The organism is Nocardia heshunensis, from assembly GCF_054782115.1.
In genome coordinates, this window is the sequence record NZ_BAAGTC010000020.1 from 190,607 (window position 1) to 216,180 (window position 25,574).

General features: G+C 66.5%; 21 protein-coding genes. 11 read left to right on the forward strand and 10 right to left on the reverse strand.

Annotated elements, in window-relative coordinates; genetic code table 11:
* Positions 1-2 precede the first annotated feature (2 nt).
* A complete protein-coding gene (locus tag ACYVN4_RS37130) occupies positions 3-950 on the reverse strand; it encodes a decaprenyl-phosphate phosphoribosyltransferase (protein WP_460727520.1) in 948 nt (315 codons plus the stop codon).
* A 209-nt stretch (positions 951-1,159) separates the two neighbouring features.
* On the opposite strand from ACYVN4_RS37130, the gene ACYVN4_RS37135 reads away from it, so the two are divergent.
* On the forward strand, positions 1,160-1,489 hold the full coding sequence (locus ACYVN4_RS37135) for a DUF222 domain-containing protein (RefSeq protein WP_460727522.1): 330 nt from the start codon (positions 1,160-1,162) through the stop codon (positions 1,487-1,489).
* A gap of 225 nt (positions 1,490-1,714) precedes the next feature.
* Positions 1,715-3,184, forward strand: a complete 1,470-nt coding sequence (locus ACYVN4_RS37140; protein ID WP_460727524.1) for an amidase — start codon at positions 1,715-1,717, stop codon at positions 3,182-3,184.
* 19 nt (positions 3,185-3,203) lie between these two features.
* On the opposite strand, the gene ACYVN4_RS37145 is transcribed toward ACYVN4_RS37140, so the two are convergent.
* The 4 genes from ACYVN4_RS37145 to ACYVN4_RS37160 all read right to left on the reverse strand — a co-directional run bounded on the left by ACYVN4_RS37145 (position 3,204) and on the right by ACYVN4_RS37160 (position 10,214).
* On the reverse strand, positions 3,204-3,833 hold the full coding sequence (locus ACYVN4_RS37145) for an ATP-binding cassette domain-containing protein (RefSeq protein WP_460727526.1): 630 nt from the start codon (positions 3,831-3,833) through the stop codon (positions 3,204-3,206).
* Positions 3,834-3,965: 132 nt separating this feature from the next.
* Entirely contained in the window at positions 3,966-5,129 is a 1,164-nt protein-coding gene (locus ACYVN4_RS37150) for a glycoside hydrolase family 5 protein (RefSeq protein ID WP_460727528.1), read from the reverse strand.
* An 81-nt stretch (positions 5,130-5,210) separates the two neighbouring features.
* Entirely contained in the window at positions 5,211-8,762 is a 3,552-nt protein-coding gene (dnaE, locus tag ACYVN4_RS37155; RefSeq protein WP_460727530.1) for a DNA polymerase III subunit alpha, read from the reverse strand.
* A 180-nt stretch (positions 8,763-8,942) separates the two neighbouring features.
* The gene (locus tag ACYVN4_RS37160; protein ID WP_460727532.1) at positions 8,943-10,214 is read right to left on the reverse strand and encodes a serine hydrolase domain-containing protein; all 1,272 of its coding nucleotides are present in this window, start codon (positions 10,212-10,214) and stop codon (positions 8,943-8,945) included.
* 180 nt (positions 10,215-10,394) lie between these two features.
* Between ACYVN4_RS37160 and ACYVN4_RS37165 the strand changes: the two genes are divergently transcribed.
* Complete coding sequence (locus ACYVN4_RS37165; RefSeq protein ID WP_460727534.1) at positions 10,395-11,786, forward strand: alpha/beta hydrolase family protein; 1,392 nt, start codon at positions 10,395-10,397, stop codon at positions 11,784-11,786.
* A gap of 69 nt (positions 11,787-11,855) precedes the next feature.
* Positions 11,856-12,470, forward strand: a complete 615-nt coding sequence (locus ACYVN4_RS37170) for a class I SAM-dependent methyltransferase (protein ID WP_460727536.1) — start codon at positions 11,856-11,858, stop codon at positions 12,468-12,470.
* Between the two features lie 3 nt (positions 12,471-12,473).
* Here ACYVN4_RS37170 and ACYVN4_RS37175 read toward each other — a convergent pair whose 3' ends face one another.
* On the reverse strand, positions 12,474-12,872 hold the full coding sequence (locus ACYVN4_RS37175) for a VOC family protein (RefSeq protein WP_460727931.1): 399 nt from the start codon (positions 12,870-12,872) through the stop codon (positions 12,474-12,476).
* A gap of 283 nt (positions 12,873-13,155) precedes the next feature.
* Between ACYVN4_RS37175 and ACYVN4_RS37180 the strand changes: the two genes are divergently transcribed.
* Positions 13,156-13,452, forward strand: coding sequence for a hypothetical protein (locus ACYVN4_RS37180; RefSeq protein WP_460727538.1), 297 nt, complete (start codon positions 13,156-13,158; stop codon positions 13,450-13,452).
* Positions 13,453-13,466: 14 nt separating this feature from the next.
* Here ACYVN4_RS37180 and ACYVN4_RS37185 read toward each other — a convergent pair whose 3' ends face one another.
* Entirely contained in the window at positions 13,467-14,153 is a 687-nt protein-coding gene (locus tag ACYVN4_RS37185; protein ID WP_460727540.1) for a response regulator, read from the reverse strand.
* Positions 14,135-15,967 (reverse strand): ATP-binding protein, encoded by a 1,833-nt coding sequence (locus ACYVN4_RS37190; protein ID WP_460727542.1) that lies wholly within the window; start codon positions 15,965-15,967, stop codon positions 14,135-14,137. The genes ACYVN4_RS37185 and ACYVN4_RS37190 overlap by 19 nt, the downstream gene beginning before the upstream one ends.
* A 161-nt stretch (positions 15,968-16,128) precedes the next feature.
* Between ACYVN4_RS37190 and ACYVN4_RS37195 the strand changes: the two genes are divergently transcribed.
* Genes ACYVN4_RS37195 through ACYVN4_RS37205 form a run of 3 tightly spaced genes read left to right on the forward strand, consistent with a single transcriptional unit; the run spans position 16,129 to position 18,915 of the window.
* Positions 16,129-16,980, forward strand: coding sequence for an ABC transporter ATP-binding protein (locus ACYVN4_RS37195; protein ID WP_460727544.1), 852 nt, complete (start codon positions 16,129-16,131; stop codon positions 16,978-16,980).
* Positions 16,970-17,860 (forward strand): ABC transporter permease, encoded by an 891-nt coding sequence (locus ACYVN4_RS37200; RefSeq protein WP_460727546.1) that lies wholly within the window; start codon positions 16,970-16,972, stop codon positions 17,858-17,860. Before ACYVN4_RS37195 ends, ACYVN4_RS37200 begins: the two co-directional genes overlap by 11 nt.
* Positions 17,861-17,862: 2 nt before the next feature.
* Positions 17,863-18,915, forward strand: coding sequence for an ABC transporter substrate-binding protein (locus tag ACYVN4_RS37205; RefSeq protein WP_460727548.1), 1,053 nt, complete (start codon positions 17,863-17,865; stop codon positions 18,913-18,915).
* Between the two features lie 47 nt (positions 18,916-18,962).
* On the opposite strand, the gene rarD is transcribed toward ACYVN4_RS37205, so the two are convergent.
* The gene (gene rarD / locus ACYVN4_RS37210; RefSeq protein WP_460727933.1) at positions 18,963-19,832 is read right to left on the reverse strand and encodes an EamA family transporter RarD; all 870 of its coding nucleotides are present in this window, start codon (positions 19,830-19,832) and stop codon (positions 18,963-18,965) included.
* Positions 19,833-20,048: 216 nt separating this feature from the next.
* Here rarD and ACYVN4_RS37215 point away from each other — a divergent pair, with 216 nt between their 5' ends.
* Together ACYVN4_RS37215 and ACYVN4_RS37220 are read left to right on the forward strand one after the other, a co-directional pair.
* A complete protein-coding gene (locus ACYVN4_RS37215; protein WP_460727550.1) occupies positions 20,049-22,526 on the forward strand; it encodes a cation-translocating P-type ATPase in 2,478 nt (825 codons plus the stop codon).
* Between the two features lie 147 nt (positions 22,527-22,673).
* Complete coding sequence (locus ACYVN4_RS37220) at positions 22,674-23,501, forward strand: PhzF family phenazine biosynthesis protein (RefSeq protein ID WP_460727552.1); 828 nt, start codon at positions 22,674-22,676, stop codon at positions 23,499-23,501.
* A 5-nt stretch (positions 23,502-23,506) separates the two neighbouring features.
* Here the strand turns inward: ACYVN4_RS37220 and ACYVN4_RS37225 are convergent, their stop codons facing one another.
* Positions 23,507-24,418: an ADP-ribosylglycohydrolase family protein gene (locus ACYVN4_RS37225; RefSeq protein ID WP_460727554.1), complete on the reverse strand. Its 912-nt coding sequence runs from the start codon at positions 24,416-24,418 to the stop codon at positions 23,507-23,509.
* A gap of 215 nt (positions 24,419-24,633) precedes the next feature.
* Here ACYVN4_RS37225 and ACYVN4_RS37230 point away from each other — a divergent pair, with 215 nt between their 5' ends.
* The gene (locus ACYVN4_RS37230) at positions 24,634-25,425 is read left to right on the forward strand and encodes an acyl-[acyl-carrier-protein] thioesterase (protein ID WP_460727555.1); all 792 of its coding nucleotides are present in this window, start codon (positions 24,634-24,636) and stop codon (positions 25,423-25,425) included.
* Positions 25,426-25,574: the final 149 nt, after the last annotated feature.

Sequence of the window (25,574 nt, forward strand, 5' to 3'; positions counted from 1 at the left end):
CTTCAGGTGAGGTAGACGGCAACGCCGGTTGTGGCGACACAGGCGAGGGCCAATGACTGCAGAGTGCGGTCGCCCAACACGATCTCTTCGGGTTCACCGGCTCCGGCACCATCGACGTCGACCGCATAACGCAGGATGGCGATGGTGAAGGGAATCATCGAGATTGCGAACCACGGGTTGCCCTTGTGGTCGGGCTCGAAAGCCCACAGGCCGTAGAAGACCACGACCGCCGCGCCCGACAAGGTCCAGACGAAACGGAGATAGGTGGGCGTGTAGTACTGCAACGACTGACGAATCTTGGCGCCGGTGTCCAGCGCGATCTTCAACTCGGCATAGCGCTTGCCCGCGGCCATGAACAGCGAACCGAAGGCCGCGATCAGCAAGAACCATTGCGACAGATGAATATTCGCCGCCGCGCCACCGGCCACCGCGCGCAGCAGGAAGCCCGATGACACGATGCTGATGTCGAGGACCGCCTGATGCTTGAGACCGAAGCAGTAGGCCAACTGGATGCCGACGTAGGCGGCCATCACCACGGCCAGTTGCCAGGTCGCCACGAACGAGATCAGGATCGAGGCGGTCAGCAGCACCACCGACAGCGCGTAGGCCAGCCGCACCGGAACCACCCCGGCGGCGATCGGACGGAAGCGTTTGGTCGGATGCGCCCGGTCGGCTTCCACGTCGAGCGAGTCGTTGACCAGGTAGATGCCCGACGCTGCCAGGCAGAACACCACGAACGCGATACCGATGTTCAGGTCGCGGGTGAGATCGGAGATGGCGAAGGTGTCGGTACCCGGAATCGTGCCCGCGGCCAGCGGCGCGGCCAGCACCAGTACGTTCTTCACCCACTGACGTGGCCGCAGGGCTTTGACCAGACCGCCGGTCAGGGTCTTGGGCGGTCCGGTGAAGGCGGCCTCGTCGAGTTCGATGGTGGTCGGCTCTTCGCTCATATCAACCTGACTGCTTCCTAGGGCGCGGACGAATCTCTTTCCGCGGGGCGAGCTTTGCGCTTCGCCGACATACTCCCAAACACTCACCCGGATGTCTTGGGGTCGATCTTTCGGCCGGGCCGGGGCCGGATCTGCCACTCCTCCTGACACGTCTTGGCGGCGAAGCCGGTTATCGAACATACGTTCTACCGATGGGGTACGCTAGGCGCGTGAAGACACATTCGATCGCGCTGGCAGCGGATGGACCGGTGCGGGGATGGCCGGGAGTGGCCGATGTCGATTTGCTGCGGACCCTTGTCGAGACCGAGCGGCATCGGCGGCGGCTGGATGCGGTGATGCGGGCGGCCGTGGCCGAGGCCGAGCGCCGGGGGCTGGCCGCCGACACCGGCTACGAGGACACCGCGGACCTCCTGAGTGATCTGCTGCGGATCACCGCCCCCGAGGCGCGGCGGCGCATCGAGCATGCGGCTCCCCGGGCGACTCCGCAGCCGCGTTCGCGGTCCAGGAAGGTGTGGCGGGTGCTGGCTGCCGCGAGCTGAGAAAGATACGCCATGGGGATTGAGACATCTATCCCGTTGTGCAGGGCGGCATTTCATGGCTCGCGCCGAGTGCGCTGACACGCCGGCAGGGCCCTGACCTGGAGTGGGGAAGCTCTGGGGACGGTTCGAGGGCGTGAATTCGCCGATGCGGGTTGGGTGATCGACTTTCGCGTTGTGTGAGACGACATTTTATGGCTTTCGAAGTGGGGCAATAACGTCGGATTCATGGAATGGAATCTTCGGTCGGCTGAGGAAATGTTGGCGGCGTTGCGGGCCGGTGCGGTGACATCGGTGGAACTGACCGAGGAGGCGATCGCTCGGATCGAGCGGGCGGACAAGGCGATCAACGCGATCTGCGTGCGGGATTTCGAGGGGGCTCGGGCCGCCGCACACGAGGCCGATCGGGTGCGCGCCCGGGGTGAGGAGCGGGCGCTGCTCGGGATTCCGGTGACGGTCAAGGAGTCCTACGACATGGTGGGGCTGCCGACGACCTGGGGCATGCCGGAGTACGCGGACTATGTGCCGAGCGCGGACGCGGTGCAGGTGGCGCGGTTGAAGGCGGCCGGTGCGGTGATTCTCGGGAAGACCAATGTGCCGGTGATGCTGCGAGATATCCAGAGCTTCAACGAGATCTACGGCACCACCAATAATCCGTGGGATCACGACCGGACGTCGGGGGGATCCTCCGGCGGCTCGGCGGCGGCGCTGGCGGCCGGATTTGGGGCGCTGTCGCTGGGCTCCGACCTCGCCGGGTCGCTGCGCACCCCCGCGCATTTCTGCGGAATCTACGCGCACAAGCCGACACTCGGACTGGCGCCGACCCGCGGCATGGTCGCGCCGCCCAGCCCGGCCCTGCCGATCGATCTCGATCTCGCTGTCGTCGGCCCGATGGCGCGCACCGCCCGCGACCTCACGCTGCTGCTCGACGTCATGGCCGGACCGGACCCGCTGACCCACGGCGTCGCCTACGACGTCGCGCTACCGCCCGCGCGCCACGAACGACTGTCGGACTTCCGAGTGCTCGTCCTCGAGGATCACCCGCTCATTCCGACCGGATCGGCCGTGCGAGCGGGCGTGAACCGGGTCGGCGACGCGCTCGTCGACTCTGGCGCCCGGGTCGAACGCCACAGTCCGCTACTACCCGATCCGATCGGAGCGGCATCGCTCTACATGCAACTGATGCTGTCGAACGCGGCCAGCAGTCTTCCCGTCGACGTCTACGAACAGCTGCGAACCCAGGCCGCCGCCCTGAACGCCGATGACCGGAGTCTCGATGCGGCGCGCCTACGCAGCATGGTGCTCAGCCACCGCGGCTGGGTCGAGGCGAACAACCGCCGCGAACTCCACCGCCAAGGCTGGCGGCAACTCTTCGCCGAGTTCGATGCCGTGGTCTGCCCCATCACGCCCACCCCCGCCTTCCCGCACAACCACAACGGCGGTCTCGAAGACCGCCACCTCGACATCGACGGCATCCCCCACCCCTACTTCGACCAATTCGTCTGGGCCGGAATGGCCACCATGCCCGGCCTACCCGCCACCGCCATCCCCGCGGGCCACTCCCCCGAGGGCCTCCCGGTAGGGGTGCAACTCATCGGCCCGATGTTCGAGGACCGCACCCCACTACGCCTGGCCGAACTCCTGGAGGAGAAGATCGGCGGCTTCCAGGCACCCGCATCCAGCGACCGAAACCGTTGACGGAGCCGTCGATATTCGGTCAGCCGGCTCGGAAGAGCGCTTGCACGATGGGGTTCGACTCCAGCAGGTGGGTAGTCGATCCCGCTGCCAGGACGCACCCCTCGTGCATGAGCACCATCCGGTCGGCGAAGGCTCCGGTGATCAGTAGTCGCACCTCGTTGCTGATCGCGAGAACACCGACACCGGAGTCGGCCAACTCGCGCAATGATTTCCACACCCCGTAGGCGGTGCCCGCATCGAGGGAGTTGGTCGGTCCGTCGACAATGAGGAGGTCCGGCGCCGCCAACAATGCCGCGGCAAGCGCGGCGCGCTGAATTTGCCCGCCGGAGTTCTGATGGGGAAGCAGAGCGAGGGCGTCGGCAGGGTAATACGCTGCCGCACAGGCACGCTCGACGCTCCACTCGCGGTGACGTTCTTCCCATGCGCGCAACTGGGCTCCTACCGCCTTGTCAGGGGCGAACACCGTCACACCATCCTGCGGAACGTACCCGACCCGCTTGCCGTCGACCAGAATCTTTCCCCGGCATTGCGCCGTGGTCGGCAACTCCCCTGCCAGCGCACGAGCGATCATCGACTTCCCCGCCCCGGGCCCACCGAGCACCGCGGTGATCTGCCCGGCGGGCACAACCAGATCCACCGAGCTGAGCACCGTCCCACTCCACCGCCCAGTATCGATATGAACGGTGAAAGAACACAATTCAGCGACCATCAGCCAGCCTTCCCCTTCGATCAGCCTGCATCCTGACAGCCGAACGCCGAGAAGGCACCCGCACCAACGCATTCAGCCGAGGGTGGTGTCTGTTGCTACCAGACCCCAGAGCGGGTCGTCGGGGCCTACGTCGTAGGTGCATTCGTCCAGCCGAGGATCCGGGACGAAGGCCCAGATCAGTGCACCCGCCGTACCTGCGGCACGCTGACCCGAGATGCGATGGTCCATGAGGTCGCGGCGCTCGTCGAGGCCCAGGCAGGAGCCGGCGTATTCGCCGATCTCGGCTACCAGGAGGGGTTTTGCGAGAGTGCGGGACTGGTCGAGGCGGCGGGCCAGGCCGTGGGTGGGGCCGCCGGGGAGGATGACCGCGTCTTCGTCGTAGTCGTGGTACTCGACGACGTCGATGTTCGGGGAGGCGCTGACGTAGGCGAAGGCGTCGCCGGCGATGCCGCATTGGCTGCCGCCGACGTAGCCGGCGTAGATCAGGCGCTGCGGGTCCAGGGCGCGCACGATCTTGCCTGCCTCGTCCATGAAGGTGCGCAGTACCTGCGGAGAATCCTTGGGGCAGGTGCGGAATCGCAGATCGCACTGGGTGCCGCGGCAGACGCTGGGTTCGGGTTCGCCCATCAGCTCCCAGCCCGCCACCACCGGTGAGCTGCGCCAGCGGTCGACGGCAGTGTGTACCCAGTCCTGAAAGCTCATGACCGCGCGGCCCGGTACCAGGGTGAGCTGCTTCCACCCGTCCACGTACCACTGCCGCTGTTTGAAGATCTCGTCACTGCAGTCACCGGTCTGCGCGCCCAGCACCGGCAGCACCAGTTGCCCGTATTTCTCGGCCGCCGCGAAAACCCGGTCGGCGGCGGTGAAGTCGATCCGGCCGGTGTTCTTGTTCACCGCCAGCGCCTGGAACATGGAGAACCGGGTGAGGGCGTGCGAGGGCAGTTTGCGGAAGTAGGCGTCCAGATCCACCTCGGCCCCGCAGCCGTAGTTGATCGAATAGTCGGTGGTGAGCTGCGGCCCGTTGAATCCGGCGGGCCACCACGGCTGATCGTTCAGTCGCAGAGTGCCGTCGCGCACCGAGACCACCGCCGCGGCCGACGGTGCGCTCACCGCCGCCACCGGAGCCGAGGTGGTGACGACCGAATCCGGCCCGCTGTGCCCACAGGCGGTGGAGGCCGCGAGCAGCACTGCGGCCAGCAGCGGCCCGAACCGGCGAATTCGCAGCACACCCACCATGATCCGCACCCTACTGCGGTCGGCCCCCGAGATCGGGGAGGCGGCGACCCGCCGGTCCGCTCGAGGCGGACCGGCCCGGCCTCAGTTGCCCAGGCAGCCCGGGCCGAGCAGCGCCTTCAGGTCGCCCATGAGCGCCGAGGACGGGGAGACCCGGAGGTTGTCGGCGACCTTGAGCAGGGTGGTGCGGTCGCGGGAGCCGACATGTTTGATGTGGACGTCGGCGGTGCCGGGGTGCCGGTTGAGGACGCGCTTGAGCTCGCCGATCTTGTCCGGCGTGCACAGCCGCGTCGGGATCACCACCGCCACCGGCTTGTCGACGCCGATGGACGAAAGGTCCGGCACCACAAGGTCGTTGGCGATCAGCGAAATGCGGTCGTCACGCGCGCTGACGCGGGCCTTGACCAGCACGATGGCGTCCTCGGTGACATCCATGCCGTACACCGAGTAGGACTGCGGGAAGAACAGCACCTCGATGCCACCGGTGAGATCCTCGAGCTGCGCCGAGGCCCAGGGCAGGCCGTTCTTGTTCACGCGCCGCGTCACATTGGCGAAAATACCGCCGATGGTGACCTGCGCGCCGTCCTTGATATCACCCTCGAGGATGGTCGGAATATTGGTGTCCGACTGCGCGGACAGCACGTGCTCGACGCCGTTGAGCGGATGCCCGGACACGTAGAGGCCCAGCATTTCCCGCTCCAGGGCGAGCTTGTGCTTGGTCTCCCATTCCTCGTCGGGGACCTTCACATTGAAGACGCTGGCGATCGAGTCGTCGCCTTCGTCCAGGCCACCGAAGAGGTCGAACTGGCCGATGGCCTCGGCCTTCTTGGTGGACATGCACGCGTCGATGGCGTCGGAGTGCACCAGCATCAGGCCCTTGCGGGGATGGTCGAGCGAGTCGAAAGCGCCTGCCTTGATGAGAGATTCGGTGACCTTCTTGGTGCAGGCGACGGCGTCGATCTTGTTCAGATAGTCGGAGAAGTCGGTGAACTTCGACTTCTCCTTACGCGCTTGAATGATCGACGCGACGACGTTCGCGCCGACATTGCGTACCGCGCCCATACCGAAACGAATATCGTGGCCCACGGAAGCGAATTCGAGTTCGGACTCGTTCACATCGGGCGGCAGCACCTGAATGCCCAGGCGACGGCAGTCGGCCAGATAGACGGCGGCCTTGTCCTTGTCGTCACCGACGGAAGTCAGCAGACCCGCCATGTATTCGGCGGGGTAATTCGCCTTCAGGTACGCGGTCCAGAACGACACCAGACCGTATCCGGCGGCATGCGATTTGTTGAACGCGTAACCGGCGAACGGAAGAATGGTGTCCCACAACGCCTTCACGGCGGGCTTGGAGAAGCCGTTCTGCACCATGCCTTCCTCGAAGCCCTCGTATTCGGCTTCCAGGATCGACGCCTTCTTCTTACCCATGGCGCGGCGCAGAATATCGGCTCGACCGAGCGAATACCCGGCCACCTTCTGCGCGATCTGCATGATCTGCTCCTGATACACGATCAGGCCGTAGGTATCACGCAGGATTTCCTTCAGCGGCTCCTCGAGCTCCGGGTGAATCGGCTTCACCTCTTGGCGCGCGTTCTTACGGTCCGCGTAATCGTTGTGCGCGTTCATGCCCATGGGGCCGGGGCGATACAGCGCGAGCACGGCGACGATGTCCTCGAAGCCGGTGGGGATCATGCGGCGCAGCAGATCTCGCATGGCGCCACCATCGAGCTGGAACACGCCGAGGGTGTCACCGCGGGCGAGCAATTCGTAGGTGGCCGGGTCTTCCAGCGGCAGCGTGTCGAGGTCGAGTTCGATGCCGCGGTTGTTCTTGATATTGACCAGCGCGTCACCGATGACCGTGAGGTTGCGCAGACCCAGGAAGTCCATCTTCAACAGGCCGATGGCCTCACACGACGGGTAATCCCAGCCGGTGATGATCGCGCCGTCCTGCGCGCGCTTCCACACCGGGATCGCGTCGGTCAGCGGCTCGGACGACATAATGACGGCACACGCGTGCACACCGGCATTACGGATCAGACCTTCGAGCCCGCGCGCGGTTTCGTAGATCTTGTTGACATCCGGATTGGTATTGATGAGCTCGCGAACTTCCGCGGCTTCCTTATACCGCTCGTGCTCGGGATCCATGATGCCCGACAGCGGAATGTCCTTGGCCATGATCGGCGGCGGCAGCGCCTTCGAAATCTGGTCCGCGATAGCGAAACCCGGCTGGCCGAACTGCACGCGCGCCGAGTCCTTCAGCGCCGCCTTGGTTTTAATCGTACCGAAGGTGATCACCTGGGCAACGCGGTCGGTACCCCACTTCTCGGTGGCGTAGCGGACCATTTCACCGCGGCGGCGATCGTCGAAGTCGATATCGATATCGGGCATGGACACGCGCTCGGGATTGAGGAATCGCTCGAACAGCAGACCGTGCGGGATCGGGTCGATATTGGTGATGCCCATCGAATAGGCGACCAGTGAACCGGCCGCCGAACCACGACCCGGGCCGACGTTGATGCCGACCGAGCGGGCGTAGGTGATGAGGTCGGCGACGATGAGGAAGTAGGCCGGGAAGCCCATTTCGTTGATGACGCCGATCTCGTAATCGGCGCGCGTGAGGTAGTCGCCCGGAACACCGTTGGGGAAGCGCCGATCCAGGCCCTTCAGGACCTCCTTGCGCAGCCAGCTGCCCTGGGTCTCGCCCTCGGGCACCGGGAAGATCGGCATCCGGTCGCGGTGCTCCCAGACGTCGTCGTAGGACTGGACGCGTTCGCCGATCAGTACCGTGTTGTCGCAGGCGCCGGGGACTTCCGCGTCCCAGATGGCGCGCATCTCCTCGGCGGACTTCAGGTAGTAGCCGGAGCCGTCGAACTTGAAGCGGGTCGGGTCCGACAGCGTCTTGCCGGTCTGAATGCACAGCAGCGCTTCGTGATTGCCCGCGTCGTGTTCGTGCACGTAGTGGCAGTCGTTGGTGGCCAGCGGCGGAATGCCCAGCTGCTTGCCGACATTGATCAGGCCCTCGCGCACCCGGCGTTCGATGGACAGCCCGTGGTCCATGATCTCGAGGAAGAAATTCTCGGGACCGAAGATCTCCTGCCACTTGGCCGCGGCTTCGAGGGCCTCGCGCTCGTGGCCCAGGCGCAGTCGGGTCTGCACCTCGCCCGAGGGGCAGCCGGTGGTGGCGATGATGCCCTCGGCGTGCTCGGCGATGATGTCGGCGTCCATGCGGGCCCACTTGCCGAGCTGGCCCTCGATCGAGGCCAGCGAGGAGAGCTTGAACAGGTTGCGCAGACCGGTCGCGTTCTCCGCGACCATCGTCATGTGGGTGTAGGAACCCGAACCGGAGACGTCATCGCTCTTCTGCGACGGGTCGCCCCACAGCACGCGCTTGGTGTTGAACCGGGACTCCGGTGCGATGTACGCCTCGATGCCGATGATGGGCTTGATGCCCTGCTTCTTGGCGGAGTTGTAGAACTCGGACGCACCGTACATATTGCCGTGGTCGGACATGCCGACGGCGGTCATGCCCAGCCTGGTCGCCTCTTTGAACAAGGGCGTGATCTTCGCCGCGCCGTCGAGCATCGAGTACTCGGTGTGGTTGTGGAGATGGACGAATGATCCCGACGAGGCTGACACCCAGACATACTAAGCGCCACCCATGACAGGTTTCGAAGGCACGCGGGACAGTCCCAGGACACCGGCGTGGCGGGCTCAGCGTGTCGTGGTGCAGGTCACCCCGATTCGTCATTCCGGCGTGCTTTTGGCCGGAATCCAACGCTGGATCCCGGCCAAAAACATGCCGGGATGACGGGTGCGTTACGCGGCCGCGGGCTCGACATGGGTAGTGGTGCGACGCGCCGCGTGAGCGCCCCGCACCACCAGCGGCAGCACCCATGCCGACGCGATCTGGTCCAGACTCGCCGCCCCGATTCCGAGACGGTTGTGCACGAATCCGACCGACAGTCCCGTGCGCGGATCGGCCCAGCCGAACGATCCGCCCAAACCGATGTGTCCGAAGCCCGCGCGGGCCCCCGGAACCGGCAGGGAGTGATAACCCATGTGCCACATCATCGGGATGTAGAACAGGGCGTGATCGAGACGGTAGGTCTCGACGTGCCGCATGGCCGCGATGGTCTCCGGCGACAGGAACCGGTAGCCCCGATGCATGCCCTCGTTGGCGAGCGCCCCGTACATGGTGGCCAGCCCGGTCGCGGTGCAGACGCCGTTGCCCGCACCCAGTTCGGTCTGCAGAATCGGCGGCGGATCACCCTCGAGCAGCTGATCGAGGCCGGGCAGGAACAGCGCGCGAGCGGCCGCACCGAGTGCGCCGGGCAGCGAATAGGCGTGCCCCAGCACGAGTGAGATGTAGTTGGTGCCGACCATCGAGAGCTTGTTGCCCTGCAGCACAGCCGCACTGGTGGGCGACCCGGCCGGCGGCCGACCCAGGTGGATGCCCTCCGCGCCCAGCGGCTCGGCGATCTCGCTGCGGAACAACTCCGCCATGCCGCGCCCGGTGACCGATCGCGCCAACCCCGCCAGCAGCCAGCCGAAGGTCAGGGCATGATAGGTCGGAATGCCCAGCAGGTGATCGGGTTTCGCGGCCGCCAGATGGTCCTCCATCATGCGGTGATCGAGGACATCGTCGAGCCCGCGGGCGATGGCGGGCAGCCCGTAGAGGCCCGCGCGATGGGACAGCACCTCCCGCACCGTGATTCGCCCCTTGCCGTTGGCGGCGAATTCGGGCCAATAGTGGGCGACGGGCGCGTCGTAGTCGATCAGCCCGCGGTCGGCGAGCCGGTGGATGACGGTGGCCGCAATGCCTTTGGTGGCGGAGAAGATGATGGAGCCGGTGTCGGCGTCCCAGGCCCGCCCGGGCGCCGCCTCGCCGGTCCACATCTCGACCAGCGGTTCCCCGCGCAGATGCACGGTGAGCGCCCCGCCCGCTCCCGGGTGGCCTCCCGTCATCCGCGCGAAAGTCCGTACCAGCGGACCGAATTCGGCGGCGGCGTATCCGCCCACCGAGGTGGGGAGATCCACGAGCCCGGATCCCGGACTGCCCGACAGCGGGGCGGAAGCGACATTGCTCACCCACCCACGGTACGAGCCACCCGGCCAGCGGGGCAATGACGACACCGACAGAGTTATTCCCGTTGGCCCAGTGGTTATTTCGAGTGTCCGGGTGGAGACCCGGGCGTTACCGCGACGGGGTTTACCGAGATCGCCGCGGGTTCCGGCGTGTCCGCGATCATGCTGCGTAGGCTGGGGCGCATGCGTACGCCGCGGTCGTTGCTGCCAGCCGTGTTCGTTGTGGTCGCCCTGGTGGTGGCCGGATGCTCGTCGCCGAAACACGATTCGCCGCCCGCGGGGGTGACCGGCGATTGGCGCGGCAGCATCGAGATCCCGGACAAGCCGATCGCGCTGGGTGTCACGTTCACCGGAGCCGATCGGGCCACCATCACCATTCCGGCGCAGGGGGTGGTGGACGCGCAGCTCAGCGGCGTGCACACCGGCGACGACAATGTCGCCTGGGCGCTGGCGAAGGTGCCCGGTGATCCGTCGTATCAGGGCAAGTACGACAAGGGTTCCGACAGCATCAAGGGCCAGTTCACGCAGTCGGGCAAGAGCTTCCCGTTGAACCTGAGCCGCGGCAAGGTCGAGGGTCCGGCGCGGCCGCAGGAGCCGAAACCGCCGTACCCGTACAAGTCCGAGGACGTCAGCTATCCCAGCGGTGACATCACCATCGCGGGCACGCTCACCGAGCCGAACACCGGCGGGCCGTTCCCGACCGTGGTGCTGATCAACGGCAGCGGCCCCAACGACCGCAATGAGGAGATCCTGGATCACAAGCCGTTCCTGCTGCTCGCGGATACTTTCACGCGGGCGGGCTACGCGGTGCTGCGGACCGACAAGCGCGGCATCGGCAAGACCGGCGGCAAGCTGGACACCGCCAGCTACCAGGACCTGACCGACGATATCGCCGCGGGAATCACCTTCCTGCACGGTCGTTCCGAGATCGACAGCAAACGGATCGGTTTGCTGGGTCACAGTGAGGGCGGCTACCTCGCACCGCTGTACGCCATGCGCCCCGACAATGGCGTCGCCTTCGAAATCCTGATGGCCGGACCGGCGGTCCCCGGCTACGACATCCTCACCGAGCAGAACAAGCTGATCATGGCCGCGGGCGGCGCGACCCAGGAGCAGATCGACGAACAGGTCGCCTTCGTCGACAGCCTCGACACCATCATCCGCAGCGGAGATCTGGCCGCCGCCAAGCAGTTCGCGCACCAGCACAACGACACCCTGCCCGCCGAGCGCAAACTCACCGATGCCGCGATCGACGAGCTGGTCACGCCGTACATGGCCGCCCTGGTCACCTACGATCCCGCGCCCGCCCTGTCCGCGCTGCGGGTGCCGGTGCTCGCGTTCTACGGGACCAAGGATTTGCAGGTGCCCTCGGCCCAGAACGAGGGGCCCGCCCGCACCCTGCTCGCCTCCGATCCCGATGCGACCGTGCATGTCTTCGACGGCCTCAACCACCTGATGCAGCCCGCGGACACCGGTGCCCCGTCCGAGTACGCCAAGATCGAGACCACCATCGACCCGCAGGTGCTCACGTTCGTGACCGACTGGCTGACCCAGCGTTTCCCGCCGACACACTGAGCTCGTTCGGGTCGACACACTGACCGATTGCACGTGGCGCACGGGCGTTTCGCTTGCGAGAGTGGTGGGGTGGGAATTTACGAAGACCGGGTGCTGCCCAGGATCGTCGACCTGTCGTGCGGCTCGAAAATGTTGAATCGCGACCGCAAACGGGTCTGCGCCGACCTGCACGGGCGCGTGGTCGAGATCGGGTTCGGGTCCGGGCGCAATGTGCCGTTCTATCCGGACACGGTGAAATCGGTGAGCGCCGTGGAACCGGCCGACCTCGGCTGGCGGATGGCGGCCGAGCGAGTGGCCGCCTCGACGGTGCCGGTGGAACGATCCGGGCTGGACGGGCAGCATTTGCCGTTCGAGGACAACAGCTTCGACTCGGCCCTGTCCACCTGGACGCTGTGCACCATCCCGGACGTCGAGACCGCGCTCGGCGAAGTACGCCGAGTACTGGTGCCCGGCGGCACTTTTCATTTCGTCGAGCACGGCCTCGCACCGGATCCCGGTGTGGTGAAGTGGCAGAACCGGCTGAACCCCGTACAGAAGGCCATGGCCGGCGGCTGCCACCTCAACCGCGATATTCGCGGGCTGATCGAGGCCGCGGGATTCGAGATCCGCGATATCGACCGCTTCTACGAGAGCGGGCCCAAGTTCATCGCGGCCCTGTCACTGGGCGTCGCGGTTTCCGCGTGAAACCTATTGAGGCCAGCCACCATACGGCACGGTGATCAGCTCCATATAGTGACCAACAGGGTCGAGAAAATAGATCCCCCGCCCGCCGTCATTGTGGTTGATCTGATTGACGCCCTGCTGCCGCGGATCGGCCCAATAGGTCAACCCATACCTTTTGATCTTGTCGTAGGCCGCATCGAATTCGTCCTCGGACACCAGGAAGGCGTAGTGCTGGGGCTGCGGTTCGCCCTCGAAACCCGGTGGCATCGGGGCGAAGTCGAAGGTGACGCCATTGCCGACGGTGATCGGAATGAACGGCCCGTACGGCTTGCCCACCTCCACCCCGAGAATGTCCGCCCAGAATTCGGCGGAAACTCGATTGTCCTTGCTCGCAACAATGGTGTGGTTGAACTGGATAGAAATAGGAATTCTCCTGTACTCGTGACGATCCCGACCCTGGACCGGTACAAGTCGGCCAACAGGAGCACCGTCACGCCATCGACGTTAACCAACCCGCCGCGAATTCGCCAAGCATCCTGTGCGAACCGTCACACCCTCCGCTCAGGTCCCGGCCATCGCGTTCGGATCGCGAGCCTGCCCCTGGGATAGCGGCCCCAGGAACTCGGGGCAGTCGTTCACCTGTCAACCCACGTACTGTGCCGAATCGTCGGGGATTCAATAGATTCGATACCCCAGAGGACAGTTCATGATGCGCACATACCTCTACTCCGCTGCCGCTGCCACGGCTCTCTGCGCCACGCTCGCGATGGGCGGCACGGCGGCGGCGGATCCGGCGCCGTCGACCTTCGCGGTCACGACCGCACCCGTCGTCGACTCCGGTTCCGTCTCGGCCGGATCTGCCGCCTCGTACGGCGTCAGCCTGATTCAGACCATCCTCATGCAGACCGGTTCCGCCGGGCTGGCCCGTTCGCTCGACCAGCTGGCGTGCACGTTGGCCGGGCGGCAGTTCAGCGACGGCACGTGCATCGGCGGCGGCATCTGAGCGCTGCCGCGCACTCAGGCGCGGCGGGGCGCGGAGTACTCCTGTTCCGGGCGGCCGGTGCTGCCGTAGCGCAGTTGCATGCGTAGGTCTCCCACGCCGACCAGGGTTGCCAGGTAGCGCTGCGCGGTGGCGCGGGAGATCCCGATGGCCGCAGAGATCTGGGCAGCCGACATGGGGGCGTCGGACGCGCGAACAGCTTGCAGTACAAGATCTTTGGTCGGCGAGGCCGCCGCCGAACCACCTGTGACCGCAGCCCCTGCCGGAGCCACCGCCGGGCGCAGTGCGGCCAGCGCCGCGTCCACGTCACCGGCCGTCACCTCCGGGACGGCCAGCAGTCGGCGGTAGCGGGCATAGCCCGCCAGGCGGGCGGCCAGCGCGGCATGGTCGAACGGCTTCACCAGATACCCGAGCGCCCCGGCCGACAGCGCCGCCCGAATGGTCGCCGATTCCGTTGCGGCGGTAAGCATCATGGCGTCGAACCGCATCTCCCGCACCAGATCCACCCCCGACCCGTCCGGCAGATACACGTCCACCAACGCCAGATCGAAACTCTGCTCGCCGATGGCGGCCCGCGCGGCGGCCACACTGTTCACCGTCGCCGCCACCGTGAATCCCGGCAACGCCGAAACAATCCCGGCATGCATGTTCGCCACGCGAAAGTCATCATCGACGACCAACACGCTCAACTCTCCTCCGCCCACGCGGGCTCCTCCTCCGTCAAAACACCCGGCATCCGGGCAATGAATTCCGCTCCCCGCAAGCTCTTTTCAGCCCCCACCGCGCCCCCGGGATCCGCCAGCCGCACATCCCCATCCCGCGCCCGGGCAACCTGCCGCGACAACGCCAGCCCCAGCCCGCGACCACCCACACCGCCGCCGGACTTGGTCGAAACCCCCTCGGAGAACACCGAATCCACCAACTCGGCCTCGATCCCCGCACCACTGTCCACCACCGCGATATGCAACGTCTCCCCCTCCCGCACCAACTCCACCTCGACCACAGGCCCGAGTCCACCGAGAGCCGTCCCGCCAGTCTCACCAGTAGTCCCGGCGGCCTCACTCGTCATCCCGGCGTGCGTTTGGCCGGGATCCACACTCGCCGGGTGGATTCCGGCCAAATGCACGCCGGAATGACGGGGAGCAGATTCGGCCCCGCCTGCCGCGGCAGCGTCGATGGCGTTGTCGATGAGGTTGCCGAGGACTGTCGTGACGTCTACGGGGGCGGCGAGATTCGCGTCTACCCAGGTGTTGGGGCCGAGGCGGAGGTGGACGCCTTGTTCGCGGGCGTGGGCGGCCTTGGCGGAGAGGAAGGCTTGGAGGTAGGGGTCTCGGATGGTGTCGATGCCGGGGAGGGCCGCGCCCAGAGGGCCGGAGCCGAGGAGTTCTTCGAGGTAGTGGGTGGCCTCGTCGGGGCGGCCGGTGTGGAGGAGGCCGGAGAGGAGGTGGAGGCGGTTGGCGAATTCGTGGCGTTGGGCGCGCAGGACGGTGCTCATGGTGGACACGGCATCCAGTTGGCGGGTGAGGGATTCGACGTCGGTGCGGTCGCGGACGGAGAGGACCGCACCGAGGGAGCGGCCGTCCCGGGCCACCGAGCGGGCGGTGACCACCACGATGCGGTCCTCGACGGCCGCCTGTACCGGGATACCGTCGGCGTCCCGGAAGGCTTGCAGGACACGGGGAGTCAGGCCGATGGCGTCGAGTTCACTGCCGGGGGCGGGGTCGATGGCGAGCAGGCGGCGGGCCTCGTCGTTGACGACGGTGATGCGCCATTTCGCGTCGACGGCGACCACGCCCTCACCGATGCCGTGCAGGACGGCGTCCTGTTCGCGGACCAGGTCGGCCAGATCCGAAGGCTCCAGGCCGAGGGTCAGGCCATGCCAGCGACGAGCCAGCAAAACCGATCCGGCGATACCGGCCAGCAGCGCGCCGCCGATCAGCAGGCCCGCGCGGCGCAAGTCGTTGAGCAGTTGGTCGCGCACGGCCGCGGTCGAAATACCCACGGACACTTCACCGACCACGGACTCGCCATTGGGCGCGAAGACCGGCACCTTGGCGCGCACCGACTCCCCCAGCGTGCCGTGCTCCTGGATGACGTATTCGGTGCCACCCAGCGCCTTCGACGGATCAGTGCTGACCATTTCGCCGAGGCGGTCGTGGTCCGGATGCGCGAGCCGCAGCCCGGCGTCGTCGGTGATCACCACGAACAACGCGTCGGTGCGCAGGCGGGCATCGTCGGCGAGGTGCTCGAGATCGCCGCGCGCGAGTTCGTCCTTCAGCTGCGGTCCCGGTTTCAGCGGGGTCCCGGCGTAGCGCGCGACCTCGGCGCGGACCTCCGGGTCGGAGGCGACGGTGCGGGCGATGGCCAGGGCCCGCTGGCCGTACTCACCGGAGAGCCGCTGCCCGCTGACATAGGCGAAGACGCCGAAGGCCAATCCGAGCGCCAAGCCCACCACGGCGATCTGCAGCAGCAGGATCTGGGTCCGGAGCCGGACGGAGCGGGGGCCGAGCGAAAGCACGGGCGACAGTGTAGACAACCCTCCGCAAACACATGAGCAGAATGCGCAAAACGGGCGAATCATCAGTTGTGTGACTTGCGCGCACAACTGGATGGAGTGTGACCCGGCCCACGTAACTTCTGTCCAACGCCGCAGCAGCGGCACTGGAAACAGGAGCAGTAATGAGCACAACGACCACAGGTCGCGGCGAGCCGCCAGTCCGGCACAACGACGCGCCTCTGATCGAACTGCGCGGTGCGACCAAGCGGTTCCCCGGCAACAACGGCGGCATCCACACCGCGGTGCGCGATCTCAATTTCACGGTTGCCGCAGGCGAATTCGTCGCCGTCGTCGGCCCCACCGGATGCGGTAAGTCCACCACGCTGTCGCTGGTCTCCGGCCTGGAGCCCGCGTCGGCCGGTCGAACCCTGGTGCGCGGCAGCGACGTTCGCGGTATCCCCGACGGTGTCGGCTACATGTTCCAGCAGGACGCGGTGCTGCCGTGGAAGTCGGTCATCGACAATGTGGCGCTGGGCCCCAAGTTCCGCGGCGTGCCCAAGGCCGCGGCCCGCGAGCAGGCGGCCCGCTGGGTGCGCACGGTCGGGCTGGCCGGGTTCGAGAACTACTACCCGCATCAGCTCTCCGGCGGTATGCGCAAGCGGGTGTCGCTGGCGCAGACGCTGGTCAACGATCCCGAGATCATTCTCATGGACGAGCCTTTCAGCGCGCTCGACGTGCAGACCCGCCAGCTCATGCAGGACGAACTGCTGCGCGTGTGGTCGGGCACGAACGCCGCGGTCATCTTCGTGACCCACGATCTGGAAGAGGCCATCGCCCTCGCCGATCGGGTCGTCGTCATGACCGCCTCCCCCGCCACCGTCTGCGGCGACTTCAAGGTCACCCTGGACCGCCCACGCAATGTCGAGGAGGTGCGGCTCACCGAGGAGTTCCGCGACCTCTACAAGGAAATCTGGGAAACGCTGCGCGATCAGGTCGAGGCGGCTCGCTCGAAGGGGGCGACTCGTGTCGCTTGATGTATTGAAGGAAACCGCCGCTACGTCACCGGAATTCGAGGTGGAGACCGAGGAGCAGATCCTCGCCCGGGTCCGCTCGAATGCGCGCAAGAACAAGATCCGGACTTGGGGCCTGCGCGCCCTGATCGTGGTCCTATGGCTCGGCGCGTGGGAACTGACCGCCACCTACTGGATCGACCCGTTCTTCTACTCCAAGCCGTCCCTCATCTGGGATCGCCTGGTCGAATGGTTCAGCCAGGGCACGCAATTCGGCTCCATCTGGCTGCAGCTGTACACGACCGTGCAGGAGGCCGTCCTCGGCTTCGTGATCGGCACCGTCGCCGGTGTCGTGCTGGGTGTGCTGCTGGGTCGCTCCCGCTACTGGGCGGATGTGCTGGCCCCGTTCATCAAGGCGCTCAACGCGGTTCCGCGCATCGTGCTGGCCTCGCTGTTCATCATCTGGTTCGGCCTGGGCCTGCAGTCCAAGGTGGCGACGGTCGTGGTGCTGGTGTTCTTCGCGGTGTTCTTCAACGCCTTCACCGGCGCCCGCGAGGTGGACGGCAATGTCATCAACAATGCCCGCATCCTGGGCGCCAGCCGCCGCCAGGTGCTCGGCTCCATCGTGCTGCCCAGCGCCACCACCTGGATCCTGTCCTCGCTGCACACCGCGTTCGGCTTCGCGCTGATCGGCGCGGTGGTCGGTGAATACGCCGGGGCCAGCAAGGGTTTGGGCCTGTTGATCAGCAATGCGCAGGGCACCTTCGACGCCGCGGGCATCTACGCGGGCATGATCATCATCACCGTGGTGGCGCTGGTCGCCGAGTGGCTGATCGGCATCGCGGAGAACCGGCTGCTGAAATGGCGTCCGTCGCAGGCGTCCGCGGGCCACGGCGGGATCTGAGCATGAAGTACCGCAAGCATATTGCCGTCATCCTGCTGGCGATCAGTTCGCTGCTGCTGGTGACCGGCTGCCGCGACTCGCGCACCATTCCCGCCAAGAACGGGCGGCCGCAGATCACCATCATGGTGGGCGGCCTGGAGAAGGTCATCTATCTCCCGGCCATGCTCACCGAGAAGCTGGGCTTCTTCAAGGCCAACGATATCGACGTCCAACTGCTGGGCGAGCAGTCCGGCGCGACCGCCGAGACCGCGCTGCTCACCGGCGACGTGCAGGCCGTGGTCGGCTTCTACGATCACACCATCGACCTGCAGGCCAAGGATCAGTGCCTGAAGACCGTGGTCCAATTCGCCGACGTCCCAGGCGAAGTAGAGCTGGTCTCCAAGCACGACGCCGAGTCGATCAAGTCGCCCGCGGACTTCAAGGGTCGCAATCTGGGTGTCACCTCGCTGGGCTCCTCCACCGACTTCCTCACCCAGGCCCTCGCCGGGCAGGCCGGACTGAAGACCTCCGACTACACGCGGGTGAAAGTCGGTGCCGGACAGACCTTCATCGCGGGCATGAACCACAACGGCATCGACGCGGGCATGACCACCGATCCGACCGTCGCCAAGATGGTCAGCACCGGTGACGCGAAGATCCTGCTGGACATGCGCAATGAGCAGGGCACCCGGGCGGCGCTCGGCGGCCTCTACCCCGCCGCCTCGCTGTACATGCGCTGCGAGACCGTCACCGCGCATCCCGACATCGTGCAGAAGCTGGCGAACTCGTTCGTACAGACGCTGCAGTGGATCAAGACCCACACGCCGGAGGAGATCGCGGCCAAGATGCCGTCGCAGTACGCGGGCGGTGATCCGAAGCTCTACGTCAAGTCAATCACCGATTCGATCAGCATGTTCAACGGTGACGGGCTGATGAAACGCGAAGGCGCGGAGAACGTCCTGCGCATTCTGGGGCAGTACTCACGCAATGTGTCGCCGGTGCAGGACCGCATCGATCTGAACGCGACCTACACCAACGAATTCGTGGAGAAGGCCCAGGGCGCACGCAAGCCCTGACCGGCCCCGGTGGAACCGCACATCGCATGAGGGGTGTGCGGTTTCGCCTATTCCGCAGCGACCGCCACGGCCTTCCGGCGCGATCGCCGCAAGGCGTCGCCGGTGAAGATGGCCAATGCCAGCCAGATCAGGGCGAATCCGGCCCAACGGGAGGTTGGCATGGGCTCGTGGCCGACGGCGACACCCCAGGCCAGCTGCAGTCCGGGCGTGAGGTATTGCAGGATTCCCATGGTGGACAACGGAACTCGCGGAGCGGCCAGCGCGAACAACACCAGCGGGACCAGCGTGACCGGGCCGGTCGACATGAGCAGAGCGGTGTGCGCGCCACTGGATCCGAAGGTCGCGTTGCCGGTGACCGCGATGACGATGACCGCGATCAGCGCGAAAGGCGCGGCGGCAAGACCTTCTGCGGCCAAGCCGGGCAGCGCATCCAGCCGGATCACCTTCTTGACCAGGCCGTAGGTCGCGAACGAACAGGCCAGGATCAACGCGATCCACGGCGGCCGCCCGTAGTCGACGGTGATCACGATGACCGCAGCCGCGCCCAGCCCGAGCGCCACCCACTGCGGCGCCCGCAGCTTCTCACGAAAGATGAGGACGCCGAAGGCCACTGTCACCAGCGGGTTGATGAAATAGCCGAGCGCGCACTCGACCACATGATGCGAGATGACCCCGTACACATACGCGCCCCAGTTCATCGAGATCGCCAGCGAGGCCACCGCCGCCAGACGCCAGGTGCGGGCGTCGATGCGTCGCAGCTCCCCGATCCGCCCGGTGATCAGCAGCGCCAGCATAGAGACGACCAGCGTCCACAGGATCCGCTCGGCCAGCACCTCCCCCGCGCCCGCGAAGGAGAGCAGGCCGAAGAAGGCCGGGAAGAGTCCCCAGATGAAATAGGCCCCGATGCCGAAGGCGATGCCGCTGTCGCGGGTGCTCGCACGTCCCGTCGACCGTCCGGGCCGAGCCGTATCGACCGCTGCGTCTGAGTTTCCGGGTGCTTCGGCCACCCGATTACGTTAGCCCGCGCAACAAACGTCACGACAGTCAATACATCGGATGATCCTCACACCTGGTCCGGCGCGTGACGGGCAGCTACGGACCAGTTTCTTTGATCGCCCTTTACTGTGGAGGGCATGTCGATTACTGCGCAGGCAGCTAGTCCACCCAGCCCACCCGCGCTGGGACTCACCTCCGCCGAGGTCGAGCAGCGGCGGCGGGACGGGCTCACCAATGACGTGCCGGAGCGGGCCAGTCGATCGGTCCGCGACATCGTCAAGGCGAACGTCTTCACCCGGATCAACGCCATCCTGGGTGTGTTGTTCATTCTGGTGCTGGCGACCGGGTCGATCATCGACGGGATGTTCGGACTGCTGATCATCGCCAACAGCGCGGTCGGCATCATCCAGGAAGTCCGGGCCAAGCAGACGCTCGACAAGCTGGCCATCGTCGGACAGGCCAAGCCCGTGGTGCGGCGCGAGGGCGGTGCGGTGGCCATCGCCCCGCAGGAGATCGTGCTCGACGACATCATCGAGCTCGGGCCCGGCGATCAGATCGTGGTGGACGGCGAGGTCGTCGAATCCGAACTGCTCGAGGTCGACGAATCACTGCTCACCGGTGAGGCCGACCCGATCGACAAAACCGTTGGCGGACCGATCATGTCGGGCAGCTTCGTGGTGTCCGGCAGCGGCGCATACCGGGCCACCAAGGTCGGCAAGGACGCCTACGCGGCCAAACTCGCCGACGAGGCCAGCAAGTTCACACTGGTGAAGTCGGAACTGCGCAGCGGCATCGACACCATCCTGAAAGTCATTACCTACCTGCTGATTCCGGCGGGACTGCTGTCCATCTACAACCAGCTGGTGTCCTCCAAGGAATCCTGGCGGCCCGCGGTCAACGGCATGGTGGCCGCGCTGGTGCCGATGGTGCCCGAGGGCCTGGTGCTGATGACCTCCATCGCCTTCGCGGTCGGCGTGGTCCGACTCGGTGCGCGCAAGTGCCTGGTGCAGGAACTGCCCGCCATCGAGGGGCTGGCCCGGGTGGATGTGGTGTGCGCCGACAAGACCGGCACGCTCACCGAGAACGGCATGCGGCTCGCTGAAATTCGGCCCGCGAGCGACATCGGCGGGACGGAACACGCGGCCGGGAACGGGGCAGCTCCCGACGATATCCAGCAGCTGCGACACGTCCTCGCCGCACTGGCCGGTGATGACCCGCGGCCGAACGCGAGCATGCTGGCTATCAAGGAAGCCCTGCCGGAGGCACCCGGCTGGCAGTCCACCGGGGTCGCGCCGTTCTCCTCGGCCAAGAAGTGGTCGGGCATGTCCTACGGCGAGCACGGCAATTGGCTCATCGGCGCACCCGATGTCCTGCTCGACCCGGATTCCGAAATCGCCTCCACCGCACAGGAAATCGGCGCGAAGGGGCTGCGGGTGCTGTTGCTCGCCCGCGCCGACCGCCCGGTCGACGCCCCGGACGCGCCAGGCACGGTGACCCCCGCCGCGCTGGTCGTGCTCGAACAGAAGGTCCGACCGGACGCCAAGGAAACCCTGGAGTACTTCGCGTCCCAAAACGTCTCCACCAAGGTCATTTCCGGTGACAACGCGGTCTCCGTCGGTGCGGTCGCCACCTCGCTGGGCATGGCTGGCGGGGATCATCCGGTCGACGCGCGCAAGCTGCCGGAGGATCAGAACGAACTGGCCGACGTGCTCGACCAGCAGACCGTCTTCGGGCGGGTACGGCCGGATCAGAAGCGCGCCATGGTCGCGGCGTTGCAGTCGCGCGGGCACACCGTCGCCATGACCGGTGACGGCGTCAACGACGTGCTCGCGTTGAAGGACGCCGACATCGGTGTCGCCATGGGTTCGGGTAGCCCCGCCACCCGGTCGGTGGCGCAGATCGTGCTGCTGGACAACAGGTTCGCCACCCTGCCCTACGTGGTCGGTGAGGGCCGCCGGGTGATCGGCAATATCGAGCGCGTCTCCAACCTGTTCCTCACCAAGACCGTGTACTCGGTGGTGCTGGCGTTCCTCGTCGGCATCGCGGGCATCGGATCGCAGATCTTCAGCTACAAGGCGATCGGCTATCCGTTCCTACCCCGGCACGTGACGATCGCCGCCTGGTTCACCATCGGCATCCCCGCCTTCATCCTCTCACTCGCCCCCAACAACGAGCGCGCCCGCAGCGGATTCGTCGGCCGCGTCATGCGATTGGCGGTGCCGTCGGGATCGGTCATCGGCGTCATGACCTTCATCTCCTACCTGATCGCCTACAAGGGACCGGATGCCGGAGAAACCGCCAAGATCCAAGCGGGCACCACCGCCCTCATCACCCTGCTGATCGTCGCGGTCTGGGTCCTCGCCATCGTCGCCCGCCCGTGGAACTGGTGGAAGATCCTCCTGGTAGCGGGTTCCGTTGCGGGATACCTGATCCTGTTCGCCGTCCCCTTCACCCGTCACTTCTTCAAACTCGATCCGTCGAACGTCGCCCTGACTACCTCGGCGATCATCTGCGGCGCGATCGGCGTCGTCTTGGTCGAGGTGGCCTGGTGGCTCAGCGCCAAGTTCCTCGGCGAGTCGCCGCACACGCGGCAGGAGTCGGCCGAAAACGCCTGATTCGCAACTATTCCGGAGCAACGGCGGCGCACCACGAGGTGCGCCGCCGTTGCCGTTCTCCCAGATTCCAAACTGGTCGCATGGTTTGGCTCGCCGGAGGGTCAGCCCTTCTGGGCAGTAACCGAATTCGCAGGTACCTTGTGCGCCATGGAGGTCCTGCTGCATCAGCTCGACGCGTTCGCCGACGCCCCATTCTCCGGTAACCCCGCGGCAGTCATGCCGTTGCTGTCCTGGTTGCCGGATGTGCTGTTGCAGCGGCTAGCCGAGGAGAACAATCTCGCCGAGACCGCCTTCTACACTTCGGCCCTGCCGCCGGAAGCGGGTGCGCCGCCGGACAACTCACCCGCCTTCCACCTGCGCTGGTTCACCCCGACCGTGGAGGTCGACCTGTGCGGCCACGCCACCATGGCCGCCGCCGCGCAAATCCTCGACGACATGCACCCCGGCGCGGACCGCGTCCACTTCTACACCCGCAGCGGCTGGTTACGCGTCGACCGCGACCGCGACGACCTGGTGCTGGACCTGCCGTCGGTGTCCTCGGTGGAAATCGATGTGCACGAGGAGGTTCCGCACCGCCTCGCCCAAGCCCTCGGCGTGCGCCCGCTGCGCGCCTTCGAGGGCACCGACGTCGTCCTGTTCGTCACCGGCGAACAAGAAGTCCGCGGCTCCCGCCCGAACTTCTCCGCCTTCCCGAGCATGAACCGCGCCGCCATCCTCACCGCCGAAGGCGACGAGGTCGACTTCGTCTCCCGAGTCTTCGCCCCCGGCCAAGGCATTCCGGAAGACCCGGTCACCGGTTCCGCCCACGCCCAACTCACTCCCCTGTGGAGCCGCGAACTCGGCCGCACCACCCTCACCGCCCGGCAGCTCAGCCGCCGAGGCGGGGCGTTGCGCTGCGCCCTCTCCAACGACCGAGTCCGCCTCACCGGCCGCTGCCGCCGGTATCTGGACGGGGTAGTTCGCCTGCCGGACTGAGTAACTCAGCGGTCGGTGATCTGCCGGGTGAGCGCTCGCAGATCCCCGGCGCGGTAGCCCGGGTACCCGTGCAACATCGACTGCCACTCCTCCGGCACGGCCGACGCTCCCCAGCGCGCCCCGAGCAGGCCACCCGCGATGGCGGCGGTCGTATCGGTGTCGCCACCGGCGCGCACGGCCAGTTCCAGTGCGCCGGGCAGGGTTTCGGCGTGGGAGATGGCCCACCAGGCGGTCTGCAGCGCGTGCACGACCCAGCCGTTGTTGGCGAAATCGGCGGGAGTGCCGTGTTCGGCCTTGTCCAGCAGGGGTTCCCAGAAGCCGGTGTCGACTTGCGACAGCGCCTCGCGGAGCCCGTCGTAGGTGCCGTGGATGATCGCGTGGCGGATGGCCAGGGTCCAGAGTTTGCAGGCCTGCATGGCCTGCATGTCGTAGTGGGTCAGCGAGCTGACGAGTTTGGCTGCCTTGCCGCACTTCTCGTAGTCGTCGAGATAGACGAGGGCCACCGGGGCCGTGCGCATGAGCGACCCGTTGCCCGCCTTGAGACCGGTCAGATCGTGCGCGCGCATCTGCATGGCACGCCCACCGACATCCCGATGCTCGAGCACCTGCCGCGTCTGATTGCCGATGTCCTTCGGCCCTGAATCCCACCAGGCGACGAATTCGGCGGCCACCGCATCCAGCCCCTCCGGGCTACAGATGTCGCCGACCTGCGTGGCGGCCCGGGCCACCGCAATGGCCATGGCGGTGTCGTCGGTCCACTCCCCCGGAGCCCACATGAACCCCCCGCCACCCACCATCCCGATCTCCGCGTCCGGTCCCGGATGCGTGAACTCGTAGCCGGCGCCCAGCGCGTCCCCCGCCGCCGTGCCCAGCAATACCCCGGCGGCCCGATCGGCCTGCTCCGGCGTCAATTCCATCTGTGCTCGCCTCTTCCGCTCCGATGCGTCACATCGATCTACCACGACGTTACTCAACCGGCGGGCACGCCGACTCGGCCAGCCGTCGTCTTTACGGGTTCTGCACTACGCTCGAACCACTCCCGGCGCAGTCCCGTATCCCGTATCACCGTCGCCGCCGCGATCGTTCTGTGCACACCCTCCCGCCACTCGGATGATTTCCGGAGGTTCTGCCGATGATGAACCAACTCGTAGACCGCCCCAGCCCCACCGCACCACATCCCCTGACCCTGCCCCTCGCCCCCGTCCCCACCAGCGGACACATCTTCGACGTCACCCGCCGCCTGGGCACCGTCGACATGGACGAGAACCAGCACCTCCGCATCGACGGCATCGCCCGCCACCTCCAGGACGCGGGCGTCGACCATCTCGCCCACACCGGCGCCCTCGAGTCCCACCCGCACTGGATAGTCCGCCGCACCGTCATCGACGTCCTGCAGCCCATCACCTGGCCCACCCAACTCCGCATCCGCCGCTGGTGCTCGGGCATCTCCCCGCGCTGGTGCACCATGCGCGCCCGCATCGACTCCGACACCGGCGGGCTCGTCGAGACCGAAGGCTTCTGGATCCACATGAACAAGGACACGATGAGTCCGTCGCGGGTAGCCGACGAGTTCTTCGAGCTCATGTGCACGACCACCGATGACCACCGGCTGCGCTGGCGGCAGTGGCTCGACGCTCCTCTTCCTAGTGTGACTGGTTCACGATTCCCGTTGCGGCGCACGGATACCGATCACTTTCAGCACATCACCAACACCGCTTACTGGCATGCGGTTCACGAATTCACCGCTGATACAAGCGACCTCATTGAGGGGCCGCACCGTTTCGTGCTCGAGTACAACAAGCCCATTCAATACGGCGAGGCCCTCGACATTCACACCGAGCGCCAGGGCGATGCGGTCACCCTCTGGTTCGCCGTAGACCAAGACGTTCGCGCCATCGCTCAGCTTCGTCCGGCTCAGCGCTGACGGACAAAAGCCAAAAGAAGAAAAGCGGAAAAGACAAAAGACGCCAGGAGAAGGAGATAGGACGGGGCTGGGTTGGGCTCGCTGACCGGCGGTCCCAGCCACCTCACGGCTCGGCCGTGCATCGGCTCGGGGTGGCTGTCAAAGAACAA

What these genes read in the sequence shown, in the direction of transcription:
- ACYVN4_RS37130 (WP_460727520.1), bottom strand. Translation starts at nt 950, where the DNA reads ATGAGCGAAGAGCCGACCACCATCGAACTCGACGAGGCCGCCTTCACC.
- ACYVN4_RS37140 (WP_460727524.1), top strand. Translation starts at nt 1,715, where the DNA reads ATGGAATGGAATCTTCGGTCGGCTGAGGAAATGTTGGCGGCGTTGCGG.
- ACYVN4_RS37150 (WP_460727528.1), bottom strand. Translation starts at nt 5,129, where the DNA reads ATGGTGGGTGTGCTGCGAATTCGCCGGTTCGGGCCGCTGCTGGCCGCA.
- ACYVN4_RS37165 (WP_460727534.1), top strand. Translation starts at nt 10,395, where the DNA reads ATGCGTACGCCGCGGTCGTTGCTGCCAGCCGTGTTCGTTGTGGTCGCC.
- ACYVN4_RS37180 (WP_460727538.1), top strand. Translation starts at nt 13,156, where the DNA reads ATGATGCGCACATACCTCTACTCCGCTGCCGCTGCCACGGCTCTCTGC.
- ACYVN4_RS37195 (WP_460727544.1), top strand. Translation starts at nt 16,129, where the DNA reads ATGAGCACAACGACCACAGGTCGCGGCGAGCCGCCAGTCCGGCACAAC.
- ACYVN4_RS37205 (WP_460727548.1), top strand. Translation starts at nt 17,863, where the DNA reads ATGAAGTACCGCAAGCATATTGCCGTCATCCTGCTGGCGATCAGTTCG.
- ACYVN4_RS37215 (WP_460727550.1), top strand. Translation starts at nt 20,049, where the DNA reads ATGTCGATTACTGCGCAGGCAGCTAGTCCACCCAGCCCACCCGCGCTG.
- ACYVN4_RS37220 (WP_460727552.1), top strand. Translation starts at nt 22,674, where the DNA reads ATGGAGGTCCTGCTGCATCAGCTCGACGCGTTCGCCGACGCCCCATTC.
- ACYVN4_RS37225 (WP_460727554.1), bottom strand. Translation starts at nt 24,418, where the DNA reads ATGGAATTGACGCCGGAGCAGGCCGATCGGGCCGCCGGGGTATTGCTG.
- ACYVN4_RS37230 (WP_460727555.1), top strand. Translation starts at nt 24,634, where the DNA reads ATGATGAACCAACTCGTAGACCGCCCCAGCCCCACCGCACCACATCCC.